This window comes from Pseudomonas sp. PA-1-6B (assembly GCF_021609545.1).
Lineage (GTDB): Bacteria > Pseudomonadota > Gammaproteobacteria > Pseudomonadales > Pseudomonadaceae > Aquipseudomonas > Aquipseudomonas fluorescens_BV.
Window position 1 is genome coordinate 67,757 of sequence record NZ_WJZM01000020.1, and the last position, 21,698, is coordinate 89,454.

Below are 21,698 nucleotides of genomic sequence, written 5' to 3' on the forward strand. Positions count from 1 at the left end.
GAGCAAGCTCCCTCGCCACAAGAGCCAGCTCCCACATTGGGTTTTGTGTTTGTCCAGTCAGGCGCAGCAGTTGCCCGCTGCCAACTCCTTGAGGATCGGGCAATCGGGCCGATGATCGCCCTGGCAGTGCTCCATCAGGTCCTGCAAGGTATCGCGCAGTTGCCCCAGCTCGCGAATCTTGTGGTTCAACTCGTCGATGTGCTGGCGCGCCAGGGCTTTTACGTCGGCGCTGGCCCGCTGGCGGTCTTCCCACAGGGTCAGCAACTTGCCGACTTCTTCCAGTGAAAACCCCAGGTCCCGCGAGCGCTTGATGAACGTCAGGGTGTGCAGGTCGTCGTGGCCGTACACCCGGTAGCCGCTGTCGGTGCGGTGGGCGGTTTTCAGCAGGCCAATGGATTCGTAGTAGCGAATCATCTTCGCGCTTAGCCCGCTGGTGCGGGCGGCTTGGCCGATGTTCATGGGCGTTGATCCTCCAAGTCCTTGGGTTTCCAGGTTTTCAACAACAGGGCGTTACTCACCACGCTGACGCTGGACAAGGCCATGGCGGCGCCAGCCAGTACCGGGTTGAGCAGGCCGAAGGCGGCCAGGGGAATGCCGATCAAGTTATACACAAAGGCCCAGAACAGATTCTGTCGAATTTTCGCGTAGGTCTTGCGGCTGATCTCCAGGGCGGCCGGCACCAGGCGCGGGTCGCCACGCATCAAGGTGATACCGGCGGCGTGCATGGCCACGTCGGTACCGCCGCCCATGGCGATGCCGATATCGGCAGCGGCCAGGGCCGGCGCATCGTTGATACCGTCGCCGACCATGGCCACCACGCCGGTTTTTTTCAGCTCGGCCACGGCAGCGGCTTTATAGGCGGGCAGTACCTCGGCATGCACGTCGTCGATGCCCAAGGCCTCGGCCACCACCCGCGCACTGCCGTGGTTATCGCCAGTGATCAGGTGGCTGCTGATGTGCTGCGCCTTGAGTTGTTGCACGGCCTGCAACGCGCCGGGCTTGAGCGTGTCGCCAAAGGCAAACAGCCCTAGCACGCGGGGTTGCGCGCCTTGTTCGATCAGCCAGGACAAGGTGCGGCCTTCGGCTTCCCATTCCTTGGCACGCGGGCCTAAATCGCCTGCGTCCAGGCCGGTCTCTTCCAGCAAGCGGCGATTACCCAGCGCCAATGGCCGACCGTCGAGCGTACCGGCAATGCCGCGCCCGGTCAGGGATTGGCTGGCGCTCACATCGGCCACGTCCAAGCCTCTTTCGCGACAAGCATCCAGCACGGCCTTGGCCAGTGGGTGCTCACTGCCGCGCTGCAGGGCGCCGGCCTGTTGCAATAACAGGGCTTCATCGCCATCCACGGCCGCCAAATGCGCAATGTTGGGCGCGCCGGAGGTGAGGGTGCCGGTCTTGTCGAACACTACGGCGCTCACGGCATGGGCGCGCTCCAGCGCTTCGGCGTCCTTGATCAGGATGCCGTGGCGTGCGGCGACGCCAGTGCCGGCCATGATCGCGGTCGGTGTGGCCAGGCCCAGGGCACAAGGGCAGGCGATCACCAATACGGCCACCGCATTGATGATGGCGGTTTCCAGGGAGGCGCCATACAGCCACCAGCCCACTACGGTAATCAGCGCCAATACCAGCACGGCCGGCACGAACACCTGGCTGACTTTATCCACCAGTTTCTGAATCGGTGCCTTGGCGGCCTGGGCGTCTTCGACCAGGCGGATGATGCGCGCAAGCACACTTTCCGCGCCCAGGGCCAGGGTGCGCACCAGCAGGCGGCCTTCACCGTTGATGGCGCCACCGGTGACCGCGTCGCCGGGTTGTTTGGGCACCGGCAGGCTTTCGCCGCTGATCAGGGCTTCATCGGCATGGCTCTGGCCTTCCACCACCTCACCGTCCACCGGGAAGCGTTCGCCGGGTTTGACCAGCACCAGGTCGCCGTGCTTCAACGCACTGATGGCGACGTCTTCTTCGCGGCCGTCCTGCACGCGAATCGCCCGCTCCGGCCGCAAGGCTTCAAGGGCGCGGATGGCGCTGGCGGTCTGGCGCTTGGCGCGACTTTCCAGGTATTTGCCCAGCAGCACCAGAGCGATTACCACCGCCGAGGCTTCGAAGTACAGGTGCGGCGTCACGCCTGGGGCGGCGGTGAGCCATTCATAGATACTCAATCCGTAACCGGCACTGGTGCCGATCGCCACCAGAAGGTCCATATTGCCGGCGCCGGCGCGCACGGCTTTCCACGCGGCGACATAGAAGCGCGCACCCAGGATGAATTGCACCGGCGTGGCCAGGGCAAACTGTATCCAGGCGGGGAGCATCCAGTGCAGGCCGAAGGGCTCTACCAGCATCGGCAGCACCAAGGGCAGCGCCAGCAGAATGCCCGCCACCAGCGACCAGCGCTCGCGGCGCAGGCGCCGGGCTTGATCGGCGTCGGTGGCGGTTTCGCTTTGGGGCAGGGTGGCGGTGTAGCCGGCTTTGTCGACGGCGGCGATCAACACGCTGGGGTCCATCTGGCCCTGTACTTCGATGTGCGCGCGCTCATTGGCCAGGTTGACGCTGACACGTTGCACGCCCGGCACTTTGCCCAGCGCGCGTTCGACCCGCCCGGCACAGCTGGCACAGGTCATGCCGCCGATGGGCAGGTCAAAGGTGGTGGATCCATTCATGGGGCAGTCCTCCAGAAGAAGTTGCCACTAGGATCAACCTTAACCTGTGGGGAAGGTCAAGCCCCTTCAGTATTCCAATGCCGCGGTTTTGAGGTACATGCCGTCCGGGCCTTGGGCAATGCGTAATTTGCGTACATCGCCGGCTTTCAAGGTGATGTTCTGCGCGGGGGGCGCGAGCATGCCTGGCTGACAGCCGGGTGCTTGACCCGGCAACACTTTCAGGCGCAGCGACACATCGCCGGGGGGAAGGTTGAAGGAGGTGGCCTGTTCCTGGAACAGACGCCCAGCCAGTTGGTCCTGGATATACAGGCCGATCTCGCAGTGGGTCGGCACTTCCAGGCGTTCGCGGGAAATAATCAGCACCGCATAATCTTCAGCTGCCAGGGCCTGGGGCGCAGCGGCAGGCAAGCTCATCAGGCCGGCAAGGGCAAAAAACGACCAGCGCATGGCGAATGCTCCATGGTTCACAGCTAGGGAGTTGAAGCTTGGACGACGCCGCCGCCGAATACCAGCCCGGCAGAAATACTGAGAACTTGACCTTGCCATCATGGCAAGCTCGACACTGGGCTCAACCTCATCAAAGGAGTCATGTCATGCAAATATTCAGCGTTGAAGGAATGACCTGCGGCCATTGCGTTAAAGCGGTGACCCAGGCGGTACAGAGCAAGGATTCGGCAGCAAGTGTGGAGGTCGACTTGAAGGCTAAAGAAGTGCGGGTGGCAAGCAGTCTGTCCTCTGACCAAGTGATCGACCTGATTGCCGAGGAAGGCTACAGCGTCAAGCTGGCGTGATTTTTCTGATCGTTAGCCACCTAACGTAATGTTCATGGCACCCAAGCGCGGCTAGACTGTCGAGCTGCCGACTCACTTGGGTGTCTGATGAACCTTCGCATAATCCTGATCCTGGGCGCCTTGAGCGCCTTCGCGCCGTTGGCGATCGACTTTTACCTGCCGGGCTTTCCGGCAATGGCCACGGCCTTTGCCACTGACGAAAAACATATCCAGCTGACCCTGGCGGTGTATTTCGCGGGCCTGGCTATTGGCCAATTGATCTACGGGCCGCTGGCCGACCGCTTTGGCCGGCGCGTGCCGCTGCTCAGCGGCGTCACCCTGTTTACCCTCGCGTCTTTCGCTTGTGCGTATGCGCCGTCCCTGGAATGGCTGATCGGTGCACGCTTCGTGCAGGCCCTTGGCGGGTGTGCGGGCATGGTGATTTCCCGGGCGGTGGTCAGTGACAAATGCGATGCCGTGGGTTCGGCCAAGGTGTATTCGCAACTGATGCTGGTGACCGGCCTGGCCCCGATCCTGGCGCCGTTGGCCGGTGGCCTGATGGTCGGCGTGTGGGGCTGGCAGTCGATTTTCCTGGCGTTGTCGTTGTTCAGCGTGATGGCGGCCATCGCCGTGGCGGTCGGGTTGCCGGAAACCTTCCCGGCCGATCAGCCGCGCCAGCCGTTGTCGGGCTCGTTGCGCCGCTACGGCTCGCTACTGTCAGACCGGGTGTACCTGGGCTATGCCTTGACCGGCGGCATCTCGATTGCCGGGATGTTTGCCTACATCGCCGGCTCCCCCTTCGTATTTATCAAGCTCTATGGCGTACCGGCCGAACATTACGGCTGGTTGTTCGGCTCCAACGCCGCGGGCTTTATCCTGGTGGCGCAACTGAACGCAAGATTGCTCGCCAAGCGCGGCCCGGCGTTTTTGCTGTCGCGTACCGTGTGGGTGTACGTGGCGGCGGCGTTGACGCTGTTGGGAATTGCCGCGTTGCGCACTGAAGCGCTATGGCCGTTATTGGTGCCGCTGTTTATTTGTATCGCCAGTCTGGGCTGCATTTTGCCGAATACCTCGGCCTGCGCCATGAGCGGGCAGGGGGCTCGGGCTGGCAGCGCGTCGGCGTTGCTCGGTTGCATTCAGTTCGGTGTGGCGGCAGGTGCGGCGTCGTTAGTCGGTGTGTTGCACGACGGCACGGCAATGCCGATGGCCATGGTCATCTGCCTCTGCGGTGTGCTGGCGGTGACCATTGCCATGGCGACCCAGCGCCTGCAACGGGCAAGGGCCGTACAGGCGCAGGTCTGAAGTTGGGCTCAGCCAGCGGAACGTTGCTGGTTGAGAGGGAAGCGATGGGGCGCCTGGATCCGGGCTTGCAGCGTGTCGGCAAAGGCGCGGGCCTCGGCTTCACTGCGAAAGGTGATGGCCTCGCCGTCGAGACGAACTTGCCATTGGCTGCCGGGGGATTTTGCTAACGCTTTTATCAGGATTTTCATTGCTGACTTCCTCACGTAAAAGAATCGTGGCAAAGGCGGCCAATATAAACCTGAACGGGCGCATAAATATGACAAGGATCAACTCTCGGACTAATGGTGTCGTCCGTTACCTACGTGGATAACAGACGACACTGACAGCCGTTTTTTCAGAACCCTTCGAGCACGATCTTGCCCTTGGCCTTGCCGCTTTCCAGCAGGGCGTGGGCGCGGCGCAGGTTTGCTGCATTGATCACGCCGAAGTGCTCGCCCACCGTGGTTTTCAGGGTGCCGGCGTCGATCAGTTCGGCCACGCGGTTGAGCAAGTTGTGCTGTTCGATCATGTCTGGCGTCTCGAACATCGAACGGGTGTACATGAACTCCCAGTGCAGCGACAGGCTCTTGCGCTTGAGCTTGCTCACGTCGAGGGCCTTGGGGTCGTCGATCAACGCCAGCTTGCCTTGGGGTTGCAGCGCTTCGACCAGTTGGTCCAGGTGATGCTCGGTCTGGGTCAGGCTGGCGACGTGGGTCACTTGCCCGTGACCGGCATTTTTCAACGCCTCGCTCAGCGGCTGGCTGTGGTCGATCACCACGTGTGCTCCCAGGGCCTTGGCCCATGCGTGAGTCTCGGGGCGCGAGGCGGTGCCGATGACCTTCAACGCGGTGAGCTGGTTGGCCAGCTGAGTCAGGATCGACCCCACACCACCGGCAGCGCCGACGATCAGCAGGCTCTGGCCTTGATCGTCTTTGCCTTCAGTCACCTGCAAACGTTCGAACAACAGCTCCCACGCGGTGATAGCGGTCAACGGCAATGCGGCCGCTTCGGCAAACCCCAGGCTTTGGGGCATATGGCCGACGATGCGCTCATCAACAGTGTGCAATTCGCTGTTGCCGCCTGGGCGTACCAGGGAACCAGCGTAGTACACCTTGTCGCCGGCCTTGAACAACGTCACGTCACTGCCGACCGCCTTGACCACGCCCGCCACGTCCCAACCCAGCACGTTGGCGGCGCCATTTTCCGGGGCGACGTTCTGGCGCACTTTGGTGTCCACTGGGTTGACCGAGATGGCTTTGACTTCCACCAACAGGTCACGGGGGCCGGCCACGGGGGCTGGTAGTTCGATGTCTTGCAGGGATTCTGGATCGGTGATCGGCAGTGAGGCGTAGTAGGCGATGGCTTTCATGATGACTCCAAGTGAATACGGTCAAGGTAGGAGCGAGCTTGCTCGCGAAGATCGTTAACGATGACGCGGTGTTTCTGGTTTCGCGCCTCGTCGTTGGGGTTTTCGCGAGCACGCTCGTTCCTACAAAAAAGGCGGGATCAGGCGAGAAATTTCAGGCGCTTGAGTTCGAAGTGTTCGATCACATCGGCGGCCTTGGCGCGAAAGCTCTGGATATGCGCGCTCTGGTCGTGGTCGGCCAGCGCCGCGTCGTCGCTCCAGCGCTCGAGCATGTAGAAGGTCTCGGGGTGTTGCAGGTCCTGGTGCAGGTCGTACTGCTCGCAACCGGCTTCCAGGCGGGTCGGTTCCAGCAGGCCGCGCAGCAGGGTTTCCAGGGTGGCGTGCTGGCCGGGTTTGGCGATCAGCGTGGCGATGACATTAAAAGCGGTGGGCATAGTCGACTCCGGGCACGGGCTAACGGGATGGGCAGATGATTGGCTATTTCCTACGCCGATAAAAGCGGCTAAAACAGCAGGCTGTTTCAACCAAATATTGATAATGAGCGGAAATGCATGCTGCGTTTTGATGATTTGCAGTTGTTTGTGCGGGCCGCCGACTTGGGTAGCCTGTCGGCTGCGGCGCGGGTCATGGACCTGTCACCGGCGGTGGCCAGTGCCGCGCTCAAGCGTATCGAACAGCAACTGGGTACGCGCTTGCTGGCGCGCTCCACCCGCAGCCTGCGCCTGACAGCCGAAGGCGAGGGCTTCCTTGCGTACGCGCGGGCGTCACTGAGCGCGCTGGATGAAGGGCGGCGCCTATTGGCCAGTGGCCAGGATCATGTCAGTGGTGTGCTGCAATTGTCGGCGCCCTCGGATTTCGGTCGCAACCAGCTGTTGCCGTGGCTGGATGCGTTCCAGCAGGAGCATCCGCAACTGAACGTGCGCCTGTTGCTCGGTGATCGCATCGCCGACCTGTTCCGCCAGCCCGTGGACATTGCCTTGCGCTACGGCGAACCCGAAGACTCCAGCCTGATTGCGCTGCCCATTGCTCCGGACAATATTCGCGTACTCTGCGCCGCCCCCAGTTACCTCGCCCAGCATGGCGAGCCGCGGCATCTGGAGCAATTGGCCCAGCACAATTGCCTGCTATACATGCTCGGCAGCCGCGTCCACGACCACTGGGGTTTTTACGATGGCAAGCGTCATGTGGGCCTGACGGTCAGCGGCGATCGCTTCAGCGATGACGCCGATGTGGTGCGCCGCTGGGCGGTGGCGGGCATGGGCATCGCCTACAAATCCTGGCTGGATGTGAGCACCGATGTGCTGGCCGGGCGCTTGCGTCTGATCCTGCCGGAACTGCAGGGTGAGCGCACCCCGCTCAACCTGCTGTGCGCCCACCGTGCGCAATTGAGTAAACCCATCAATCTGCTGCGGGACATGCTCGTGTCCCGTTGTGCGACATTGACGGCGCAGCGACCGGGACGAATGGCTTCTCGTCAATAGCCTGCGCCACGCTCGGAAGTTTCGCTCATATCTTGTCCTGATTTGCACCGTCAGACACCGGGGAACCTATTGCCTGCGCACCTATACTTGGGCGTCAACCGCAGCAGAAAAATGGTTTAACAGGGAGTGAATACATGGGAGCAGCACCTTGCATCAGTCAGATCGCCAGCTTGCTCGCCGAGCCTAAACGCACGGCCATGCTCTGGGCCTTGATGGACGGTTCGGCGAAGACTTCCGAAGAGCTGGCGACGCTGGCCGGGCTGTCGCCGGCGTCAGCCAATGCACATTTGGCGCGGCTGTCCGGCAGCGGCCTGTTGCGGATCGAGGCGCGGCGGGGCCAGCGCCTGTTTCGTGTAGCGGCGGCCGATGTCAGTGCCGCCATTGATGCGCTGGCCAGCACCACTATGGCCAGCGCGGCCCGCAGCACACCCGATGTTTTGCCAGCGGCGCTGCGCGCACCGCCATTGCTGCGCCGTGCCCGCTGGTGCCATGGCCACCTCGGCGGCGAGCTGGCGGCGCAGTTGTATCAACGGATGCTTGAGGCCGGGTGGATCGAGCGCCATGAGCCGCGTACAGAGGTGACGCCCAATGGCGTGCAGGCGTTGGCGCAACTGGGCATTTTTACCCAGGCATTGGCATCGCCGCTGGCCTGCGACTGTTTCGACTGGAGCCAGCAACAACCCCATCTGGGCGGTGCGTTGGGGGCGGGCTTGATGCAACTGTTTCTGCAGGCGAACTGGATCAGCGTGATCAACGAGTCACGGGCCTTGTCGGTCAATGACCTGGGGCTTGAGCACATAGCTCGCATTGCCAAGCTGTAGGCGTCGTTCTCAGCTGTCGTCAGGTCGCATCCAGCAATAGCCGGCGCAAACGATGCCGCACACTCGCAAGGGGGATTTTTCATACGAGGGGTGTGGCATGGGTAGGCAGGGTTATAGCGCGGCGGAACGCCTGGAACGGTTGCCCATCAGCGGTTACCACCGAATTATTTTCATCATCATCGCCCTGGCGTTTTTCTTTGACTCCATGGACCTGGCGATGATGACCTTCCTGTTGGGCTCGATCAAAACCGAGTTTGGCCTGAGCACGGCCCAGGCCGGGTTGCTGGCCAGTTCGAGTTTTTTCGGCATGGTGGTGGGCGCTTCGCTGTCCGGGATGCTTGCTGATCGATTCGGTCGCAAACCGGTGTTTCAGTGGAGCATCGTCCTCTGGGGGTTGGCGAGCTACTTGTGTTCCACGGCCCAGACGGTGGAGACGCTGACGTTGTTTCGGATCCTGCTGGGCATTGGCATGGGCATGGAGTTTCCCATTGCCCAGTCGATGCTGTCGGAGCTGATCCCCGCCAAAAGACGTGGGCGCTATATCGCCTTGATGGATGGTTTCTGGCCGTTGGGCTTTGTGGCTGCGGGCGTACTGTCTTACTTCTTGTTGCCGGTGATTGGCTGGCGCGACATCTTCCTGGTGCTGGCGGTACCGGCGGTGTTCGTGCTGGCCATCCGCTTCTTTATCCCGGAGTCGCCGCGTTGGCTGGAACAGGCTGGGCGCCATGAGGCGGCGGACAAGGTCTTGCTTGGCATCGAGCAGAAGGTGCGCGATTCCCTGGGCCGCGCCGACTTGCCGGAGCCAATTGCTTTGCCACGGGTAGAGAGTACGCCGGGGACGTTTTTCTCCGCGTTCCAGCAGCTGTGGTCGGCGCAGTACCGCCAACGCACGATGATGATCTGGAGTGTGTGGTTCTTCGCCCTGCTTGGGTTCTACGGGCTGACGTCGTGGTTGAGTGCGTTGTTGCAGCAATCGGGTTTTGCCGTGACCCAGTCGGTGTATTACACGGTGATCATTTCCCTGGGCGGAATCCCAGGTTTTTTGATGGCCGCGTGGTTGGTGGAGCGCTGGGGACGCAAGCCTGTGTGCGTGGTGACCCTGCTGGGCGGCGGGGTGATGGCGTTTCTGTATGGGCAGAGCGCAGTGTTTGGCGGCAACGTGGGCCTGCTGATCACCTCGGGGTTGTTGATGCAGTTTTTCCTGTTTGGCATGTGGGCGGTGCTGTACACCTACACGCCGGAGTTGTATCCCACCTCGGCACGTGCAACCGGCTCGGGGTTTGCGTCGGCGATTGGGCGGGTTGGTTCGTTGCTGGGGCCGTTGGTGACCGGGTTGGTGTTCCCGATAACCGGGCAGGGCGGGGTATTTGCCTTGGGCGCGCTGTGCTTTGCGGTGGCGGCGATGGTGGTGTGGCTGTTCGGGATGGAGACCAAGGGCAAGACCCTGGAAGAACTCACCCAGGCTTGAAGCTGATGGGGCCATGTGGGAGCCGGGCTTGCCCGCGATAGCGGTAGGTCAAGCAATAAGAGGCTGGCTGATACACCGCTATCGCAGGCAAGCCAGCTCCCACAGGTTGAGTCCAAGTCTATTCAGTTACGGTTTCACGAGCCGCGCATCCAGGCTGTTCTGCGCCAGGCGTTTGGCCTGGTCCTGGGTCATGCCCAGGCTGGTGTATAGCGCATGGAAGTTTTCGGTGACGTAGCCGCCGAAGTACGCCGGGTCATCCGAGTTGACGGTGACCTTCACGCCACGCTCGAGCATGTCGAGGATGTTGTGCTGGGCCATGTCGTCGAACACGCAGAGCTTGGTGTTGGACAGCGGGCATACCGTCAGCGGGATCTGTTCGTCGATGATGCGCTGCATCAGGCGTTCATCTTCAATGGCTCGCACGCCGTGGTCGATGCGCTGGATTTTCAGCAGGTCGATGGCTTCCCAGATGTACTCGGGCGGGCCTTCTTCACCGGCGTGGGCCACGGTCAGGAAGCCTTCGTGGCGGGCACGGTCGAACACGCGCTGGAACTTGCTTGGCGGGTGGCCCATTTCCGAGCTGTCCAGGCCTACGGCCACGAACGCGTCACGAAACGGCAAGGCCTGATCGAGGGTTTTCTGCGCTTCGTCTTCGCTCAGGTGGCGCAGGAAGCTGAGGATCAAACCGCTGGTGATGCCCAGTTGCTGCTCGCCGTCTTTAAGCGCAGCGGCGATGCCGTTGAGCACCACTTCGAACGGCACGCCACGGTCGGTGTGGGTTTGCGGGTCGAAGAAGGGTTCGGTGTGGATCACGTTCTGGGCCTTGCAGCGCAGCAGGTAAGCCCAGGTCAGGTCGTAGAAGTCCTGGGACGTGCGCAGCACATCGGCGCCCTTGTAATACAGGTCGAGAAACTCTTGCAGGTTGTTGAAGGCGTAGGCCTTGCGCAGGGTTTCGACGTCGTTCCATGGCAGCGCAATCTTGTTGCGCTCGGCCAGGGCGAACAGCAACTCAGGCTCCAGCGAGCCTTCCAGATGCAGGTGTAATTCAGCCTTGGGCAGGGCGTTGAGCCAATCGTACATTTTTAAAATCTCATCAGGTGCAATGGCGGCATTCTACAGGCCATGGCTGAAATAATCGGCAAAACCTGACCAGCAGGAGAGTATTTCTGTCACTCACGCAAGGGCGGCCTGAACTAAGGTGTAACGAAACGTTAGCGGCTCGGCGCAGTCTGTACCCCATCAATGACTGATTCGCTGTACGAAAAGGCCCCGAATGCTCACATCCCTCAAGCAAGAAAAATTCATGCTGCTGGCGCTGATTGCCGCCATCGCCGCCTACCCGCTGGAACACTGGATGCTCAACAGCGGCCAACTGGTTGCGCTGCTGGCCGGCTTTGCGCTGATCGCGTTTATCGTGATGGCGTCGATGCGCGTGGCCCATCACGCCGAGCAGTTGGCGGAAAAAGTCGGCGACCCCTACGGCACCATGATCCTGACCCTCGCCGCGGTATTGGTGGAAGTGGTGATCCTGGCGATCATGATGAGTAACGAGCCATCGCCCACCCTGGTGCGCGACACCATTTACTCAGCGGTGATGCTCGATATCAACGGTATCCTCGGCCTGGCCGCGCTGATGGGCGGCATCAAGCATGGCGAACAGTCCTACAACGATGACTCGGCGCGCACCTACAGTGTGATGATTCTTACCGCCATGGGGGTGTCGATGGTGGTACCGGAATTTATCCCCGAAGCGGACTGGAAAATTTACTCGGCCTTCACCATTGGCGCGATGGTGGTGCTTTACACCTTGTTCCTGCGCATGCAGGTGGGGCCGCACAGTTATTTCTTCAGCTACAGCTACCCGGAGAAACGCCGCAAGAAACAGCCGGAAGACGAGCACGCGCCGTCTGTCAGCCTGACGTTTTCCATTGCGACCCTGGTGTTTGGGGTGATCGTGATTGGCGCGCTGGCCGAGGTGATGTCCAAGACCCTCGACCTGGGCCTGGAAGGGACCGGCGCACCGCCGGTGATTACCGCGATTGTGGTGGCGGCTATCTCGGCCGCTCCGGAAATCCTCACGGCATTGCGCGCCGCGTTGGCCAACCGCATGCAATCGGTGGTCAACATCGCGCTGGGGGCTTCGTTGTCCACGGTGATCCTGACGGTGCCGGTGATGGAAGCCATGGCGCTCTACACTGGGCAGCCGTTCCAGATGGCGATGACGCCGGTGCAAACGGTGATGGTGTTTATCACGCTGATCGTCAGCGCGATCAACCTCAACGATGGTGAAACCAATGCGATAGAAGGGATGACGCATTTTGTGTTGTTTGCGACCTTTATCATGCTGTCGCTGTTGGGGCTGTAACCCGATTTGAAAGGCGCCGCAGACCCAATGTGGGAGCGGGCTTGCTCGCGAATGCGGTGGTTCAGTCACAGATGTACTGACTGACACACCGCATTCGCGAGCAAGCCCGCTCTCACATTTTGATTGGCGCCTGGCTTAGGTGCCCGCGATCAAATGGCGCGCCGCCTGGCTGTGATCGGCGATCAAGCCCTTGAGATCAAGGCCTTCGACTTGACCATCGATCACCCGCCATTGACCCGCGATCATCACTCGGTCTGCCCGGTCCGCGCCGCACAGCAGCAGTGCGGAAATGGGGTCATGGCTGCCGGAGAAGCGCAACTCATCGAGCTTGAACAGTGCCAGGTCCGCCTGTTTGCCTACTGCCAACTCGCCAATATCCGTGCGCCCCAGCAACTGCGCCGAGCCCTTGGTGGCCCAGCCGAGCACACCTTCGGGGGTGATCTTTTCCGCGCCGTAGCGCAGGCGCTGGATGTACAGGGCCTGGCGGGCTTCAAGGATCATGTTCGAAGCGTCGTTGGAGGCCGAGCCGTCCACGCCCAAGCCGATCGGGGCGCCGGCGGCAAGCAGGTCCAGGGTGGGGCAGATGCCGGAGGCCAGGCGCATATTCGAGCTTGGGCAATGGCAGATGCCGGTGCCGGCTGCGCCCAGGCGCTCGATTTCGTCCGGGTTGAAGTGAATGCCGTGGGCCAGCCAGGTGCGCGGGCCGAGCCAGCCGACGCTGTCGAGGTAATCCACGGTACGCAGCCCGAAGCGTTGCAGGCAGAAATCTTCCTCATCGAGGGTCTCCGCCAAATGGGTGTGCAGGCGCACGTCCAGCTGGTTGGCCAGCTCGGCGCTGGCTTGCATGATTTCGGGGGTGACGGAAAACGGCGAGCACGGCGCCAGGGCGATCTGGATCTGCGCACCGTCACCGCGCTGGTGATATTCGCGGATCAGGCGCTGGCTGTCTTCGAGAATCACCTGGCCTTGCTGCACCGTTTGCTGCGGCGGCAGGCCGCCATCGGCTTCGCCCAGGCTCATGGAACCGCGGGTGAGCATGGCGCGCATCCCCAGTTCACGCACGCTGCCTACCTGCACATCAATGGCGTTTTCCAAACCATCGGGGAACAGGTAGTGGTGATCGGCCGCCGTGGTGCAGCCCGAGAGCAGCAATTCGGCCAGGGCGACTTTGCTGGCCAGGGCGAGTTTTTCCGGGGTGAGCCGCGCCCATACCGGGTACAGGGTTTTCAGCCAGGGAAACAGCGGCTGGTTGACCACTGGGCCCCAGGCGCGGGTCAGGGTTTGATAGAAGTGGTGGTGAGTATTGATCAGCCCAGGCAGCACCACATGCTCGCGGGCATCGAACACCTGCGCGCAGGGTTGTGCAGGCGCTTGCCCTTGGGCCAGCACTTCGGTGATCACACCGTCTTGCAGCACCAGGCCGCCACGGGCATCGAGGCCATTGGCAGTGAAAATTGCGAGGGGTTTTTTTAACCAGATACGGGTCGCAGGCATTGGCCGGCTCCTCTGAATGATGGGTTCAGGTTTGCCAGCTCAGTGTTGCCCTGTCTGCTGATCCAGGGTCGCCGGGGAGGGCGAGGTGGGCAGTTTACCTCTGTGGGAGCGAGCTTGCTCGCGAAAATCGTCAATGATGACGCGGGCAGTCTGGTTTAACGCAGTGCTTGGGCGTTCTTCGCGAGCAAGCTCGCTCCTACAGTTGGGGGGGTTACCAGGTGATGGTGTCGCCCTTGTAGTCGACGAAGTGATGGCCGCCTTTGCCGGTGTAGGCATTTACCTGGTCCACCAGGCCGCGCACGCTGGTCTCGACGTCGATGTGGGCATTTTCGCCGCCCATGTCGGTCTTCACCCAACCTGGATGCAGCGACAGCACCGTCGGCTTGGGCTCGCCCAGTTGCGTGATAAAGCTATTGGTCATCGAATTGAGGGCGGCCTTGCTGGCCTTGTACAGCGCCAGGTCCGAGCCGTCGGGAATGGTCACGCTGCCCAGTACCGAACTCATGAAGGCCAGCACGCCGGTGTCTTTGCGGATCTGCCCGACAAAGCGCTGGGCCAGATTGATTGGCGCCACGGCGTTGGTGAAGAACAACTGGCCGACTTCCGCCAGGGTCGCGTGGCCGGGCTCCTGGTTGGCCGGGCCCTTGACGCCGGCATTGACGAACAGCAGGTCGAAGGTGCGGTCTTTCAGGCGCTGGGCCAGGGCGATCACGGCTTGCTGGTCGTCCATATCCAACTTCTCGATCTGCACCGGCCCCACGGCTTTCAGGGCATCGGCCTTGTTCGGATCGCGCACGGTGGCGGTCACGTCCCAGCCGTCCTGGAGCAGTTGCTTGACCAGGCCAAGGCCCAGCCCGCGCGAGGCGCCGATGATCAGTGCGGTTTTTGGCGTAGACATGAAAGGCTTCCTTTGAAATCGCGGTTCAGGGAGTTCAGCGCATAACAGTAGCAGTTTCAGCGTTCGAGCAGGATGCGCCCACGGCTCAGGTCGGCGAGCTGGGTTTGCAGGGTGTCGATGTGCGCCTCCCCCAGGGCGAGTTGCAGCTCTACGCCGTTGGCGGTGAAGGTTTCTTCCACCACAAGCCCGCCGAGTTCAGCGACGCGCAGCTTCACCAGGTTCAGCTCGGAGAAGCCACAGGCGCAGCTCAGAGGTACGCGGCTGATCAGCTCGATGCGCTCGGCATTTTGCAGGCATTTATTGGCCCCGCCGCCATAGGCGCGGGCCAAGCCACCAGTGCCCAGTTGAATGCCGCCGTACCAGCGGATCACCAATACGGCCACCTGATCAAAGCCTTGGGCCTCGATGGCCGCGAGTATCGGGCGCCCGGCGGTGCCACCGGGTTCGCCGTCATCGCTGCTGCGGTATTGATCGCCCAGCTTCCAGGCCCAGCAGTTGTGCGTTGCGTTCAGGTCGCTGTGTCGCTCGAAAAACGCTTGGGCGTCCTGCGGGCTGGTAATCGGCGCTGCCAAGGTGATAAAGCGGCTTTTGCGTATTTCTTCACGAAACTCGCAAAAGCCGGTGAGCGTAAAAGACATAAATCGCTTCGTTTATAGGGCTGGCTTGATGCCGCAGCCTTTGAGAATGATATGGATCAGGTTGGTGCCGGCATCTTCCATGTCCTGCTTGGTCAGCTTGGTGCGACCGGTGACGCGGCAGATCTGGGTGGCGAAGTCAGCGTAGTGCTGGGTGCTGCCCCACAGCAGGAAGATCAGATGCACGGGGTCGACGGGGTCCATTTTGCCGGCGTCGATCCACGCCTGGAACACCGCTGCACGGCCACTGAACCAGGCCCGATAGTCCTGGCCGAAATATTCAGTGAGGCATTCGCCACCGCTGATGATCTCCATGGCGAAGATCCGTGAGGCTTGGGGTTGGCGGCGCGAGAATTCCATTTTGGTGCGGATGTAGCGAGCGAGCGCCACGGCCGGGTCATCCTCGGCCGTCAGCGCGTTGAAGGTGCTGTCCCAGAGTTCGAGGATGTTGCTCAGCACTGCGATGTACAGGCCCAGCTTGTTGGTGAAGTAGTAGTGCAAGTTGGCCTTGGGCAGCCCGGCGCTGGCAGCGATGGTGTTCATGCTGGTGCCTTTGTAGCCATGGCGCGCGAATTCATCTTCAGCAGCCTGGAGAATCGCTTGTTCATTCTTTTGCCGAATGCGGCTGGCGGGTTTGCCGCCGTGGTTGCTGTGGGCAGGAACTTCGAGGCTCATGGAGGTTTCCGTGCTGATCGATAGAGACGACGTGTGCACAGATAACCCACCCTCAAGCCTCAGACAAGTCCTGATGCAATAAAACCGTCAAAGCGGTTCCAGGCTGTCGCGTTCCGGAGTGTGGTTTGCGGCGGTGGTACTTGCCTTGGCCTCCGGCAGTAACAGGCACAGGAGGATGGCGGTGATACCGCCGCTGGTGATGGCGGAGTCGAACAGGTTCTGCACCAGTGTCGGCATCAGGTGCAGCAGGTTGGGTTGCGCGGCGATACCCAGGCCAACACCGAACGAGGTGGCGATAATCAGCATGCTGCGTCGATCCAGCGGTGCCTGGGCGAGAATGCGCACGCCGGCCGCGGCCACACTGCCGAACATCACCAGGGTCGCGCCGCCCAGCACCGGCTTGGGGATTTGCTGCAGCACGGCGCCAATCAGCGGAAACAGGCCCAGACAGAACAGCAACACGCCGATGTATAAACCGACGTAGCGGCTGGCCACGCCGGTGAGCTGGATCACGCCATTGTTCTGCGCAAACGTGGTGTTGGGGAAAGCGCTGAAAGTGGCGGCGATCATGCAGCTCACCCCATCGCCGAGGACGCCGCCCTTGAGCCGGCTTATATAAGAAGGGCCGCTGATAGGCTGGCGGGCAATCATGCAATTGGCGGTGAGGTCGCCGACGGTTTCGATGCTGCTGATCAGATAAATCAGCGCAATCGGCAGGAAGGCGCTCCAGTCGAAGTTGAAACCAAAGCGGAATGGTGTAGGCAGGCTGACCAATGGCAGGTCAGGCAAAGCCTGGGGAATCAGTTTACCGCTGAACCACGCCGCGAGGCTGCCCAGGGCCAGGCCGATGATGATGGCCGACAGGCGTACCCAGGGCGTGTTCGAGCGGTTGAGCAGGATGATCGTCAGTACAACGAACAGACCCAGCGCCAGGTTGGCGGGGGCGCCGAAGTCCGGTGCATTGAAACCGCCGCCGAGGTCGGTGATACCCACTTTGATCAGGCTGATGCCGATCAGCGTAATCACAATGCCGGTCACCAGCGGTGTGATCACGCGGCGCAGTTGGCCGATAAAGCGGCTCAATACAATCTGTACCGCCGCGCCAAAGAAGCACACGCCGAAAATCATCGCCAGAATGTCTTCCGGGCTGCCGCCGCGTTGTTTCACCAGAAAGCCTGCAGACAACACCGCGCCGAGAAACGCAAAGCTGGTGCCTTGCAGGCAGATCATGCCGGCACCGATACCAAACGGCCTGCGTGCCTGGATGAAGGTGCCTACGCCGGAAACCATCAACGCCATGCTGATCAGGTAGGGCAAGTGGGCGGTGAGGCCGAGGGTGGAGCCAATAATCAGAGGCGGCGTGATGATGCCGACGAACGCCGCCAATACATGTTGCAGCGCCGCGAGGAGAGCCGGCAGTGGTTTCGGCCGGTCGTTGAGGCCGTAGATGAGGTCGCTGGGGCTGGAGGATTCTGGGGGCATGGCGGGTCAACTCAAGGCGGATGGTTCAAGGTCCTTGAGTCCTTGCAAAAAGCTGTCCATGTGCTCAGCTTTTTGTGCGAGGCCCGAATCAGCGGGTGGCGGCCAGGCTTTCAAGGAAGCTTTCCAGCACCAAATGAGGGCGACGGCCCTTGCGCGTGACCGATGCCAGGCTCAAATCGTAAAAACGTGTAGCCGGTTTCAACGCACGCAGTCGGCCTTGTTGTACCCACAGGCTGGCGTAGTGGTCGGGCAGGTAGCCGATATAACGCCCGGTTAGAATCAGGAACGCCATGCCTTCACGGTCTGACGCACTGGCGGTGCAGTTGAGCGCCTGGTAATGGGCCTGGATTTCCGCAGGTAAGCGGAAGGTGGGGGCGATGGCGTCCTGGCTGTCGACGCGCTCGTCGTCGAGTTGCTTGTTGTCGGCGTAAAACAGCGGGTGGCCGACCGCGCAATAGAGCAAGGAACGTTCGCTGTACAACGGCTGGTATTCCAGGCCCGACAGTGCGCTGGCCTGGGGCACCACACCGACGTGCAGACGACCGTCGAGTACGCCTTGCTCCACTTCATTGGGGGCGATCATGCGGATCTGGATCTGCACGTCCGGGCCGCGTTCTTTCAACTGCGCCAATGCGTGGGTGATGCGCATATGGGGCAGAGTGACAAGGTTATCGGTGAGGCCAATGATCAACTCGCCGCGCAAATGTTGGTGCAGGCCGTTGACCTCGGTGCGAAAACTTTCCAGGGCACTCAGCAGTTGCAGGGCAGATTGATAGACCTCGCGGCCTTCTTCCGTCAGGGAAAAACCGGCGCGGCCGCGTTGGCAGAGTCGTAGCCCGAGTCGTTGCTCAAGGTCGCTCATCTGCTGGCTGATGGCCGAGCGCCCGATGCCGAGAACGGTTTCCGCTGCCGAGAAGCCGCCGCACTCCGCCACGCTGCGAAAGATGCGCAGCAGGCGAATATCGAAGTCACTGACTTGGGCCAAAGGGTCGGGACGACGGCTGCTCATAGTTTAGTGAAGTCCTGACTGAAGGTTAGAAGAGTTGGATTTCACCGACTTTATCCCCGTGGCAATTTAGCTGCAACAACGCTTTTTCAATCCCGACGCTGCCTTTTGCCCTGCGAGGTTTTGCTGATGAACATGCCCGAAAACGCCCCATCGTCCCTGGCCAGCCAATTGAAGCTGGATGCGCACTGGATGCCTTACACCGCCAACCGCAACTTCCAGCGCGATCCCCGCCTGATCGTGGCCGCCGAAGGTAGCTGGTTGACCGATGACAAGGGGCGCAAGGTCTATGATTCGTTGTCGGGCCTTTGGACCTGTGGCGCCGGGCATACGCGCAAGGAAATCCAGGAAGCGGTCGCCAAGCAATTGGGCACCTTGGACTACTCTCCAGGTTTCCAGTACGGTCATCCGTTGTCCTTCCAGTTGGCGGAAAAGATCACCGACCTGACCCCAGGCAACCTGAATCATGTGTTCTTCACCGATTCGGGCTCTGAATGTGCCGATACGGCGGTGAAGATGGTGCGGGCCTACTGGCGCCTGAAAGGCCAGGCCACGAAGACCAAGATGATTGGTCGCGCCCGTGGTTACCACGGCGTGAACATTGCCGGTACCAGCCTGGGCGGTGTGAACGGTAACCGTAAGCTGTTTGGCCAGGCGATGATGGATGTTGACCATCTGCCTCACACCTTGCTGGCCAGCAACGCCTTCTCCCGGGGCATGCCGGAGCAGGGCGGTATTGCCTTGGCCGATGAGTTGCTCAAGCTGATCGAGCTGCATGACGCGTCGAACATCGCAGCCGTATTTGTCGAGCCTATGGCCGGTTCCGCTGGGGTATTGGTGCCACCGCAGGGGTATCTCAAGCGTCTGCGCGAAATTTGCGACCAGCACAATATCCTGTTGGTGTTCGACGAAGTGATCACGGGCTTTGGCCGCACCGGCTCGATGTTCGGTGCCGACAGCTTCGGCGTGACCCCGGACCTGATGTGCATTGCCAAGCAAGTTACCAACGGCGCGATCCCGATGGGCGCGGTGATTGCCAGCAGCGAGATCTACCAGACCTTCATGAACCAGGCGACGCCGGAATACGCAGTGGAATTCCCCCACGGTTACACCTACTCGGCGCACCCGGTGGCTTGCGCGGCGGGCTTGGCGGCATTGGACCTGTTGCAGAAAGAAAACCTGGTGCAGAGCGTAGCCGAAGTCGCGCCGCACTTTGAGAATGCGCTGCACGGTTTGAAGGGCAGCAAGAATGTGATCGACATTCGCAACTACGGCCTGGCCGGTGCGATTCAGATTTCCCCACGTGATGGAGATGCCATCGTGCGTCCATTCGAGGCCGGCATGGCGTTGTGGAAGGCCGGTTTCTATGTGCGTTTTGGCGGCGACACCCTGCAGTTCGGGCCAACCTTCAACAGCAAGCCGCAGGACCTGGACCGTCTGTTTGACGCGGTCGGCGAAGTGCTGAACAAGATCGACTGATTTCTCCTTCTATATAGAACAATTTTTCAGGAGCCCTGCATGAGCCTTATCCAGCATTTGATCAACGGTGAGCTGGTCAACGACAGCGGTCGTAGTGCCGACGTTTATAACCCGTCTACCGGGCAGGTGATTCACCAGGTGCCTTTGGCCAGTCGTGAAACCATTCAACAGGCGATTGACTCAGCCAAGGCGGCGTTTCCGGCTTGGCGCAATACGCCGCCGGCCAAGCGTGCCCAAGTGATGTTTCGTTTCAAGCAACTGCTGGAGCAGAACGAAGCACGGATCTCGCAGTTGATCAGCGAAGAACATGGCAAGACCCTGGAAGACGCCGCGGGTGAACTCAAGCGTGGGATCGAGAACGTGGAGTACGCGTGCTCGGCGCCGGAGATTCTCAAGGGTGAATACAGCCGCAACGTAGGGCCGAACATTGATGCGTGGTCGGACTTCCAGCCGTTGGGCGTGGTGGCGGGTATCACCCCGTTCAACTTCCCGGCGATGGTGCCGTTGTGGATGTACCCGCTGGCGATTGTCTGCGGTAACTGTTTCATCCTTAAACCTTCAGAGCGCGACCCGAGTTCGACGCTGTTGATCGCGCAGCTGTTGCAGGAAGCCGGACTGCCCAAAGGCGTGCTCAGCGTGGTGCATGGCGACAAGGGCGCGGTGGACGCATTGATCGAAGCTCCGGAAGTCAAAGCCTTGAGCTTTGTAGGCTCTACGCCGATTGCCGAGTACATCTATTCCGAAGCGACCAAACGTGGCAAGCGCGTGCAGGCGCTGGGTGGGGCGAAGAATCACGCGGTGCTGATGCCGGATGCAGACCTGGATAACGCTGTGAGTGCCCTGATGGGCGCGGCTTATGGTTCCTGCGGTGAGCGTTGCATGGCGATCTCAGTGGCTGTGTGTGTGGGCGATCAGGTCGCGGATGCATTGATCGCCAAGCTGGTGCCGCAGGTCAAGGCGTTGAAGATTGGTGCGGGCACTTCTTGCGGGCTGGATATGGGCCCGTTGGTGACGGGGCAGGCGCGAGATAAAGTCAGTGGCTATATAGAAGACGGTGTGTCGGCGGGGGCTGAGCTGGTCGTTGATGGCCGTGGCTTGAGTGTTGCCGGGCATGAGCAAGGTTTTTTCCTCGGCGGCAGCTTGTTTGACCGCGTCACCCCTGAGATGCGTATCTATAAAGAAGAGATCTTTGGGCCGGTGCTGTGCGTAGTGCGGGTGGATAGCCTGGAAGCGGCGATGCAGCTGATCAACGATCATGAATACGGCAACGGTACTTGTATCTTCACCCGTGACGGTGAAGCGGCGCGCCTGTTCTGTGATGAGATTGAAGTCGGCATGGTGGGGGTTAACGTGCCGCTGCCTGTGCCGGTTGCGTATCACAGCTTTGGTGGCTGGAAGCGCTCGCTGTTTGGCGACTTGCATGCCTATGGGCCGGATGGGGTGCGTTTCTATACCCGCCGCAAGGCGATCACCCAGCGCTGGCCGCAACGGGCCAGCCATGAAGCGTCGCAATTCGCCTTCCCTAGCCTGTAAGGCTCGGTAGGTAAAAGGCCGGCCCCTTGGGGCCGGCGTTTGCGTTATTGGGCCTTTTTTGACTTATATGACAGAAATGTGAAAAAGAAGGTTGACGGCAGATTCTGGAAGCCTATAATTCGCCCCACTTCCGGCGCAGTCGAAACGGAAAACTCCTTGGTAAACAATGAGTTATGCAGTTTTCGGCAGCAAGTTGCTTCAGTTCATCGAAGCCAAAAGGAAGTTGAAAAAGAGGTGTTGACAGCAGCGTGTAACGCTGTAGAATTCGCCTCCCGCTTACGAGAGAT

The 21,698-nt window shown here is 61.0% G+C and carries 22 protein-coding genes; 9 read left to right on the forward strand and 13 right to left on the reverse strand.

Annotation, left to right across the window (positions count from 1 at the left end):
* Positions 1 to 57: 57 nt before the first annotated feature.
* From cueR to GIV35_RS12135, 3 genes are all read right to left on the reverse strand, one after another.
* The gene (cueR, locus tag GIV35_RS12125) at positions 58 to 459 is read right to left on the reverse strand and encodes a Cu(I)-responsive transcriptional regulator (RefSeq protein WP_003188242.1); all 402 of its coding nucleotides are present in this window, start codon (positions 457 to 459) and stop codon (positions 58 to 60) included.
* Positions 456 to 2,657, reverse strand: a complete 2,202-nt coding sequence (locus tag GIV35_RS12130) for a heavy metal translocating P-type ATPase (protein ID WP_197881116.1) — start codon at positions 2,655 to 2,657, stop codon at positions 456 to 458. Before GIV35_RS12130 ends, cueR begins: the two co-directional genes overlap by 4 nt.
* A gap of 66 nt (positions 2,658 to 2,723) precedes the next feature.
* Positions 2,724 to 3,104: a hypothetical protein gene (locus tag GIV35_RS12135; RefSeq protein WP_200649311.1), complete on the reverse strand. Its 381-nt coding sequence runs from the start codon at positions 3,102 to 3,104 to the stop codon at positions 2,724 to 2,726.
* 146 nt (positions 3,105 to 3,250) lie between these two features.
* On the opposite strand from GIV35_RS12135, the gene GIV35_RS12140 reads away from it, so the two are divergent.
* Together GIV35_RS12140 and GIV35_RS12145 are read left to right on the forward strand one after the other, a co-directional pair.
* Positions 3,251 to 3,448, forward strand: coding sequence for a heavy-metal-associated domain-containing protein (locus GIV35_RS12140; RefSeq protein ID WP_054896417.1), 198 nt, complete (start codon positions 3,251 to 3,253; stop codon positions 3,446 to 3,448).
* An 87-nt stretch (positions 3,449 to 3,535) separates the two neighbouring features.
* Positions 3,536 to 4,729, forward strand: coding sequence for a multidrug effflux MFS transporter (locus GIV35_RS12145; RefSeq protein ID WP_020301944.1), 1,194 nt, complete (start codon positions 3,536 to 3,538; stop codon positions 4,727 to 4,729).
* An 8-nt stretch (positions 4,730 to 4,737) separates the two neighbouring features.
* Here GIV35_RS12145 and GIV35_RS12150 read toward each other — a convergent pair whose 3' ends face one another.
* The 3 genes from GIV35_RS12150 to GIV35_RS12160 form a co-directional block, all read right to left on the reverse strand.
* Positions 4,738 to 4,917 carry a hypothetical protein gene (locus GIV35_RS12150; protein ID WP_014716767.1) on the reverse strand — a complete coding sequence of 60 codons (180 nt, stop codon included), beginning with the start codon at positions 4,915 to 4,917 and terminating at the stop codon, positions 4,738 to 4,740.
* Positions 4,918 to 5,063: 146 nt separating this feature from the next.
* On the reverse strand, positions 5,064 to 6,077 hold the full coding sequence (locus tag GIV35_RS12155; RefSeq protein ID WP_105225628.1) for a zinc-binding alcohol dehydrogenase family protein: 1,014 nt from the start codon (positions 6,075 to 6,077) through the stop codon (positions 5,064 to 5,066).
* A 137-nt stretch (positions 6,078 to 6,214) separates the two neighbouring features.
* On the reverse strand, positions 6,215 to 6,508 hold the full coding sequence (locus GIV35_RS12160) for a putative quinol monooxygenase (RefSeq protein WP_034125903.1): 294 nt from the start codon (positions 6,506 to 6,508) through the stop codon (positions 6,215 to 6,217).
* A 117-nt stretch (positions 6,509 to 6,625) separates the two neighbouring features.
* Here GIV35_RS12160 and GIV35_RS12165 point away from each other — a divergent pair, with 117 nt between their 5' ends.
* The 3 genes from GIV35_RS12165 (at position 6,626) to GIV35_RS12175 (ending at position 9,844) form a co-directional block, all read left to right on the forward strand.
* Positions 6,626 to 7,555 carry a LysR family transcriptional regulator gene (locus GIV35_RS12165; protein WP_236265045.1) on the forward strand — a complete coding sequence of 310 codons (930 nt, stop codon included), beginning with the start codon at positions 6,626 to 6,628 and terminating at the stop codon, positions 7,553 to 7,555.
* 134 nt (positions 7,556 to 7,689) lie between these two features.
* The gene (locus GIV35_RS12170) at positions 7,690 to 8,376 is read left to right on the forward strand and encodes an ArsR/SmtB family transcription factor (protein WP_034125905.1); all 687 of its coding nucleotides are present in this window, start codon (positions 7,690 to 7,692) and stop codon (positions 8,374 to 8,376) included.
* 97 nt (positions 8,377 to 8,473) lie between these two features.
* On the forward strand, positions 8,474 to 9,844 hold the full coding sequence (locus GIV35_RS12175) for an MFS transporter (protein WP_213154120.1): 1,371 nt from the start codon (positions 8,474 to 8,476) through the stop codon (positions 9,842 to 9,844).
* Between the two features lie 126 nt (positions 9,845 to 9,970).
* Here the strand turns inward: GIV35_RS12175 and GIV35_RS12180 are convergent, their stop codons facing one another.
* Positions 9,971 to 10,924 (reverse strand): adenosine deaminase, encoded by a 954-nt coding sequence (locus tag GIV35_RS12180; protein WP_003171521.1) that lies wholly within the window; start codon positions 10,922 to 10,924, stop codon positions 9,971 to 9,973.
* A gap of 193 nt (positions 10,925 to 11,117) precedes the next feature.
* On the opposite strand from GIV35_RS12180, the gene GIV35_RS12185 reads away from it, so the two are divergent.
* Positions 11,118 to 12,209 carry a calcium:proton antiporter gene (locus tag GIV35_RS12185; RefSeq protein WP_213154119.1) on the forward strand — a complete coding sequence of 364 codons (1,092 nt, stop codon included), beginning with the start codon at positions 11,118 to 11,120 and terminating at the stop codon, positions 12,207 to 12,209.
* A gap of 135 nt (positions 12,210 to 12,344) precedes the next feature.
* Here the strand turns inward: GIV35_RS12185 and GIV35_RS12190 are convergent, their stop codons facing one another.
* The 6 genes from GIV35_RS12190 to GIV35_RS12215 all read right to left on the reverse strand — a co-directional run bounded on the left by GIV35_RS12190 (position 12,345) and on the right by GIV35_RS12215 (position 18,402).
* The gene (locus GIV35_RS12190; RefSeq protein WP_223023825.1) at positions 12,345 to 13,703 is read right to left on the reverse strand and encodes an 8-oxoguanine deaminase; all 1,359 of its coding nucleotides are present in this window, start codon (positions 13,701 to 13,703) and stop codon (positions 12,345 to 12,347) included.
* A gap of 211 nt (positions 13,704 to 13,914) precedes the next feature.
* Complete coding sequence (locus tag GIV35_RS12195) at positions 13,915 to 14,601, reverse strand: SDR family oxidoreductase (RefSeq protein WP_047712496.1); 687 nt, start codon at positions 14,599 to 14,601, stop codon at positions 13,915 to 13,917.
* A 56-nt stretch (positions 14,602 to 14,657) separates the two neighbouring features.
* Positions 14,658 to 15,239, reverse strand: a complete 582-nt coding sequence (locus tag GIV35_RS12200) for an IMPACT family protein (protein WP_054918742.1) — start codon at positions 15,237 to 15,239, stop codon at positions 14,658 to 14,660.
* Between the two features lie 12 nt (positions 15,240 to 15,251).
* Positions 15,252 to 15,911, reverse strand: coding sequence for a TetR/AcrR family transcriptional regulator (locus GIV35_RS12205; protein ID WP_034125910.1), 660 nt, complete (start codon positions 15,909 to 15,911; stop codon positions 15,252 to 15,254).
* Between the two features lie 87 nt (positions 15,912 to 15,998).
* Complete coding sequence (locus tag GIV35_RS12210) at positions 15,999 to 17,393, reverse strand: uracil-xanthine permease family protein (RefSeq protein ID WP_057702698.1); 1,395 nt, start codon at positions 17,391 to 17,393, stop codon at positions 15,999 to 16,001.
* A gap of 88 nt (positions 17,394 to 17,481) precedes the next feature.
* The gene (locus GIV35_RS12215; RefSeq protein ID WP_213154118.1) at positions 17,482 to 18,402 is read right to left on the reverse strand and encodes a LysR family transcriptional regulator; all 921 of its coding nucleotides are present in this window, start codon (positions 18,400 to 18,402) and stop codon (positions 17,482 to 17,484) included.
* A 126-nt stretch (positions 18,403 to 18,528) separates the two neighbouring features.
* Between GIV35_RS12215 and GIV35_RS12220 the strand changes: the two genes are divergently transcribed.
* The 3 genes from GIV35_RS12220 to GIV35_RS12230 all read left to right on the forward strand — a co-directional run.
* Complete coding sequence (locus GIV35_RS12220) at positions 18,529 to 19,878, forward strand: aspartate aminotransferase family protein (protein ID WP_096143477.1); 1,350 nt, start codon at positions 18,529 to 18,531, stop codon at positions 19,876 to 19,878.
* A 39-nt stretch (positions 19,879 to 19,917) separates the two neighbouring features.
* Positions 19,918 to 21,411, forward strand: coding sequence for a CoA-acylating methylmalonate-semialdehyde dehydrogenase (locus tag GIV35_RS12225; RefSeq protein ID WP_014716778.1), 1,494 nt, complete (start codon positions 19,918 to 19,920; stop codon positions 21,409 to 21,411).
* Between the two features lie 78 nt (positions 21,412 to 21,489).
* Positions 21,490 to 21,698 (forward strand): hypothetical protein (locus GIV35_RS12230; RefSeq protein ID WP_236304336.1); only part of this gene is annotated, 209 nt, incomplete at its 3' end.

Coding starts and splice junctions, on each gene's coding strand:
- GIV35_RS12135 (WP_200649311.1), bottom strand. CDS start 3,104: ATGCGCTGGTCGTTTTTTGCCCTTGCCGGCCTGATGAGCTTGCCTGCC.
- GIV35_RS12190 (WP_223023825.1), bottom strand. CDS start 13,703: ATGCCTGCGACCCGTATCTGGTTAAAAAAACCCCTCGCAATTTTCACT.
- GIV35_RS12205 (WP_034125910.1), bottom strand. CDS start 15,911: ATGAGCCTCGAAGTTCCTGCCCACAGCAACCACGGCGGCAAACCCGCC.
- GIV35_RS12225 (WP_014716778.1), top strand. CDS start 19,918: ATGAGCCTTATCCAGCATTTGATCAACGGTGAGCTGGTCAACGACAGC.
- GIV35_RS12140 (WP_054896417.1), top strand. CDS start 3,251: ATGCAAATATTCAGCGTTGAAGGAATGACCTGCGGCCATTGCGTTAAA.
- GIV35_RS12145 (WP_020301944.1), top strand. CDS start 3,536: ATGAACCTTCGCATAATCCTGATCCTGGGCGCCTTGAGCGCCTTCGCG.
- GIV35_RS12220 (WP_096143477.1), top strand. CDS start 18,529: ATGAACATGCCCGAAAACGCCCCATCGTCCCTGGCCAGCCAATTGAAG.
- GIV35_RS12160 (WP_034125903.1), bottom strand. CDS start 6,508: ATGCCCACCGCTTTTAATGTCATCGCCACGCTGATCGCCAAACCCGGC.
- GIV35_RS12165 (WP_236265045.1), top strand. CDS start 6,626: ATGCTGCGTTTTGATGATTTGCAGTTGTTTGTGCGGGCCGCCGACTTG.
- GIV35_RS12195 (WP_047712496.1), bottom strand. CDS start 14,601: ATGTCTACGCCAAAAACCGCACTGATCATCGGCGCCTCGCGCGGGCTG.
- GIV35_RS12170 (WP_034125905.1), top strand. CDS start 7,690: ATGGGAGCAGCACCTTGCATCAGTCAGATCGCCAGCTTGCTCGCCGAG.
- GIV35_RS12180 (WP_003171521.1), bottom strand. CDS start 10,924: ATGTACGATTGGCTCAACGCCCTGCCCAAGGCTGAATTACACCTGCAT.
- GIV35_RS12215 (WP_213154118.1), bottom strand. CDS start 18,402: ATGAGCAGCCGTCGTCCCGACCCTTTGGCCCAAGTCAGTGACTTCGAT.
- GIV35_RS12185 (WP_213154119.1), top strand. CDS start 11,118: ATGCTCACATCCCTCAAGCAAGAAAAATTCATGCTGCTGGCGCTGATT.
- GIV35_RS12210 (WP_057702698.1), bottom strand. CDS start 17,393: ATGCCCCCAGAATCCTCCAGCCCCAGCGACCTCATCTACGGCCTCAAC.
- GIV35_RS12155 (WP_105225628.1), bottom strand. CDS start 6,077: ATGAAAGCCATCGCCTACTACGCCTCACTGCCGATCACCGATCCAGAA.
- cueR (WP_003188242.1), bottom strand. CDS start 459: ATGAACATCGGCCAAGCCGCCCGCACCAGCGGGCTAAGCGCGAAGATG.
- GIV35_RS12175 (WP_213154120.1), top strand. CDS start 8,474: ATGGGTAGGCAGGGTTATAGCGCGGCGGAACGCCTGGAACGGTTGCCC.
- GIV35_RS12200 (WP_054918742.1), bottom strand. CDS start 15,239: ATGTCTTTTACGCTCACCGGCTTTTGCGAGTTTCGTGAAGAAATACGC.
- GIV35_RS12130 (WP_197881116.1), bottom strand. CDS start 2,657: ATGAATGGATCCACCACCTTTGACCTGCCCATCGGCGGCATGACCTGT.
- GIV35_RS12150 (WP_014716767.1), bottom strand. CDS start 4,917: ATGAAAATCCTGATAAAAGCGTTAGCAAAATCCCCCGGCAGCCAATGG.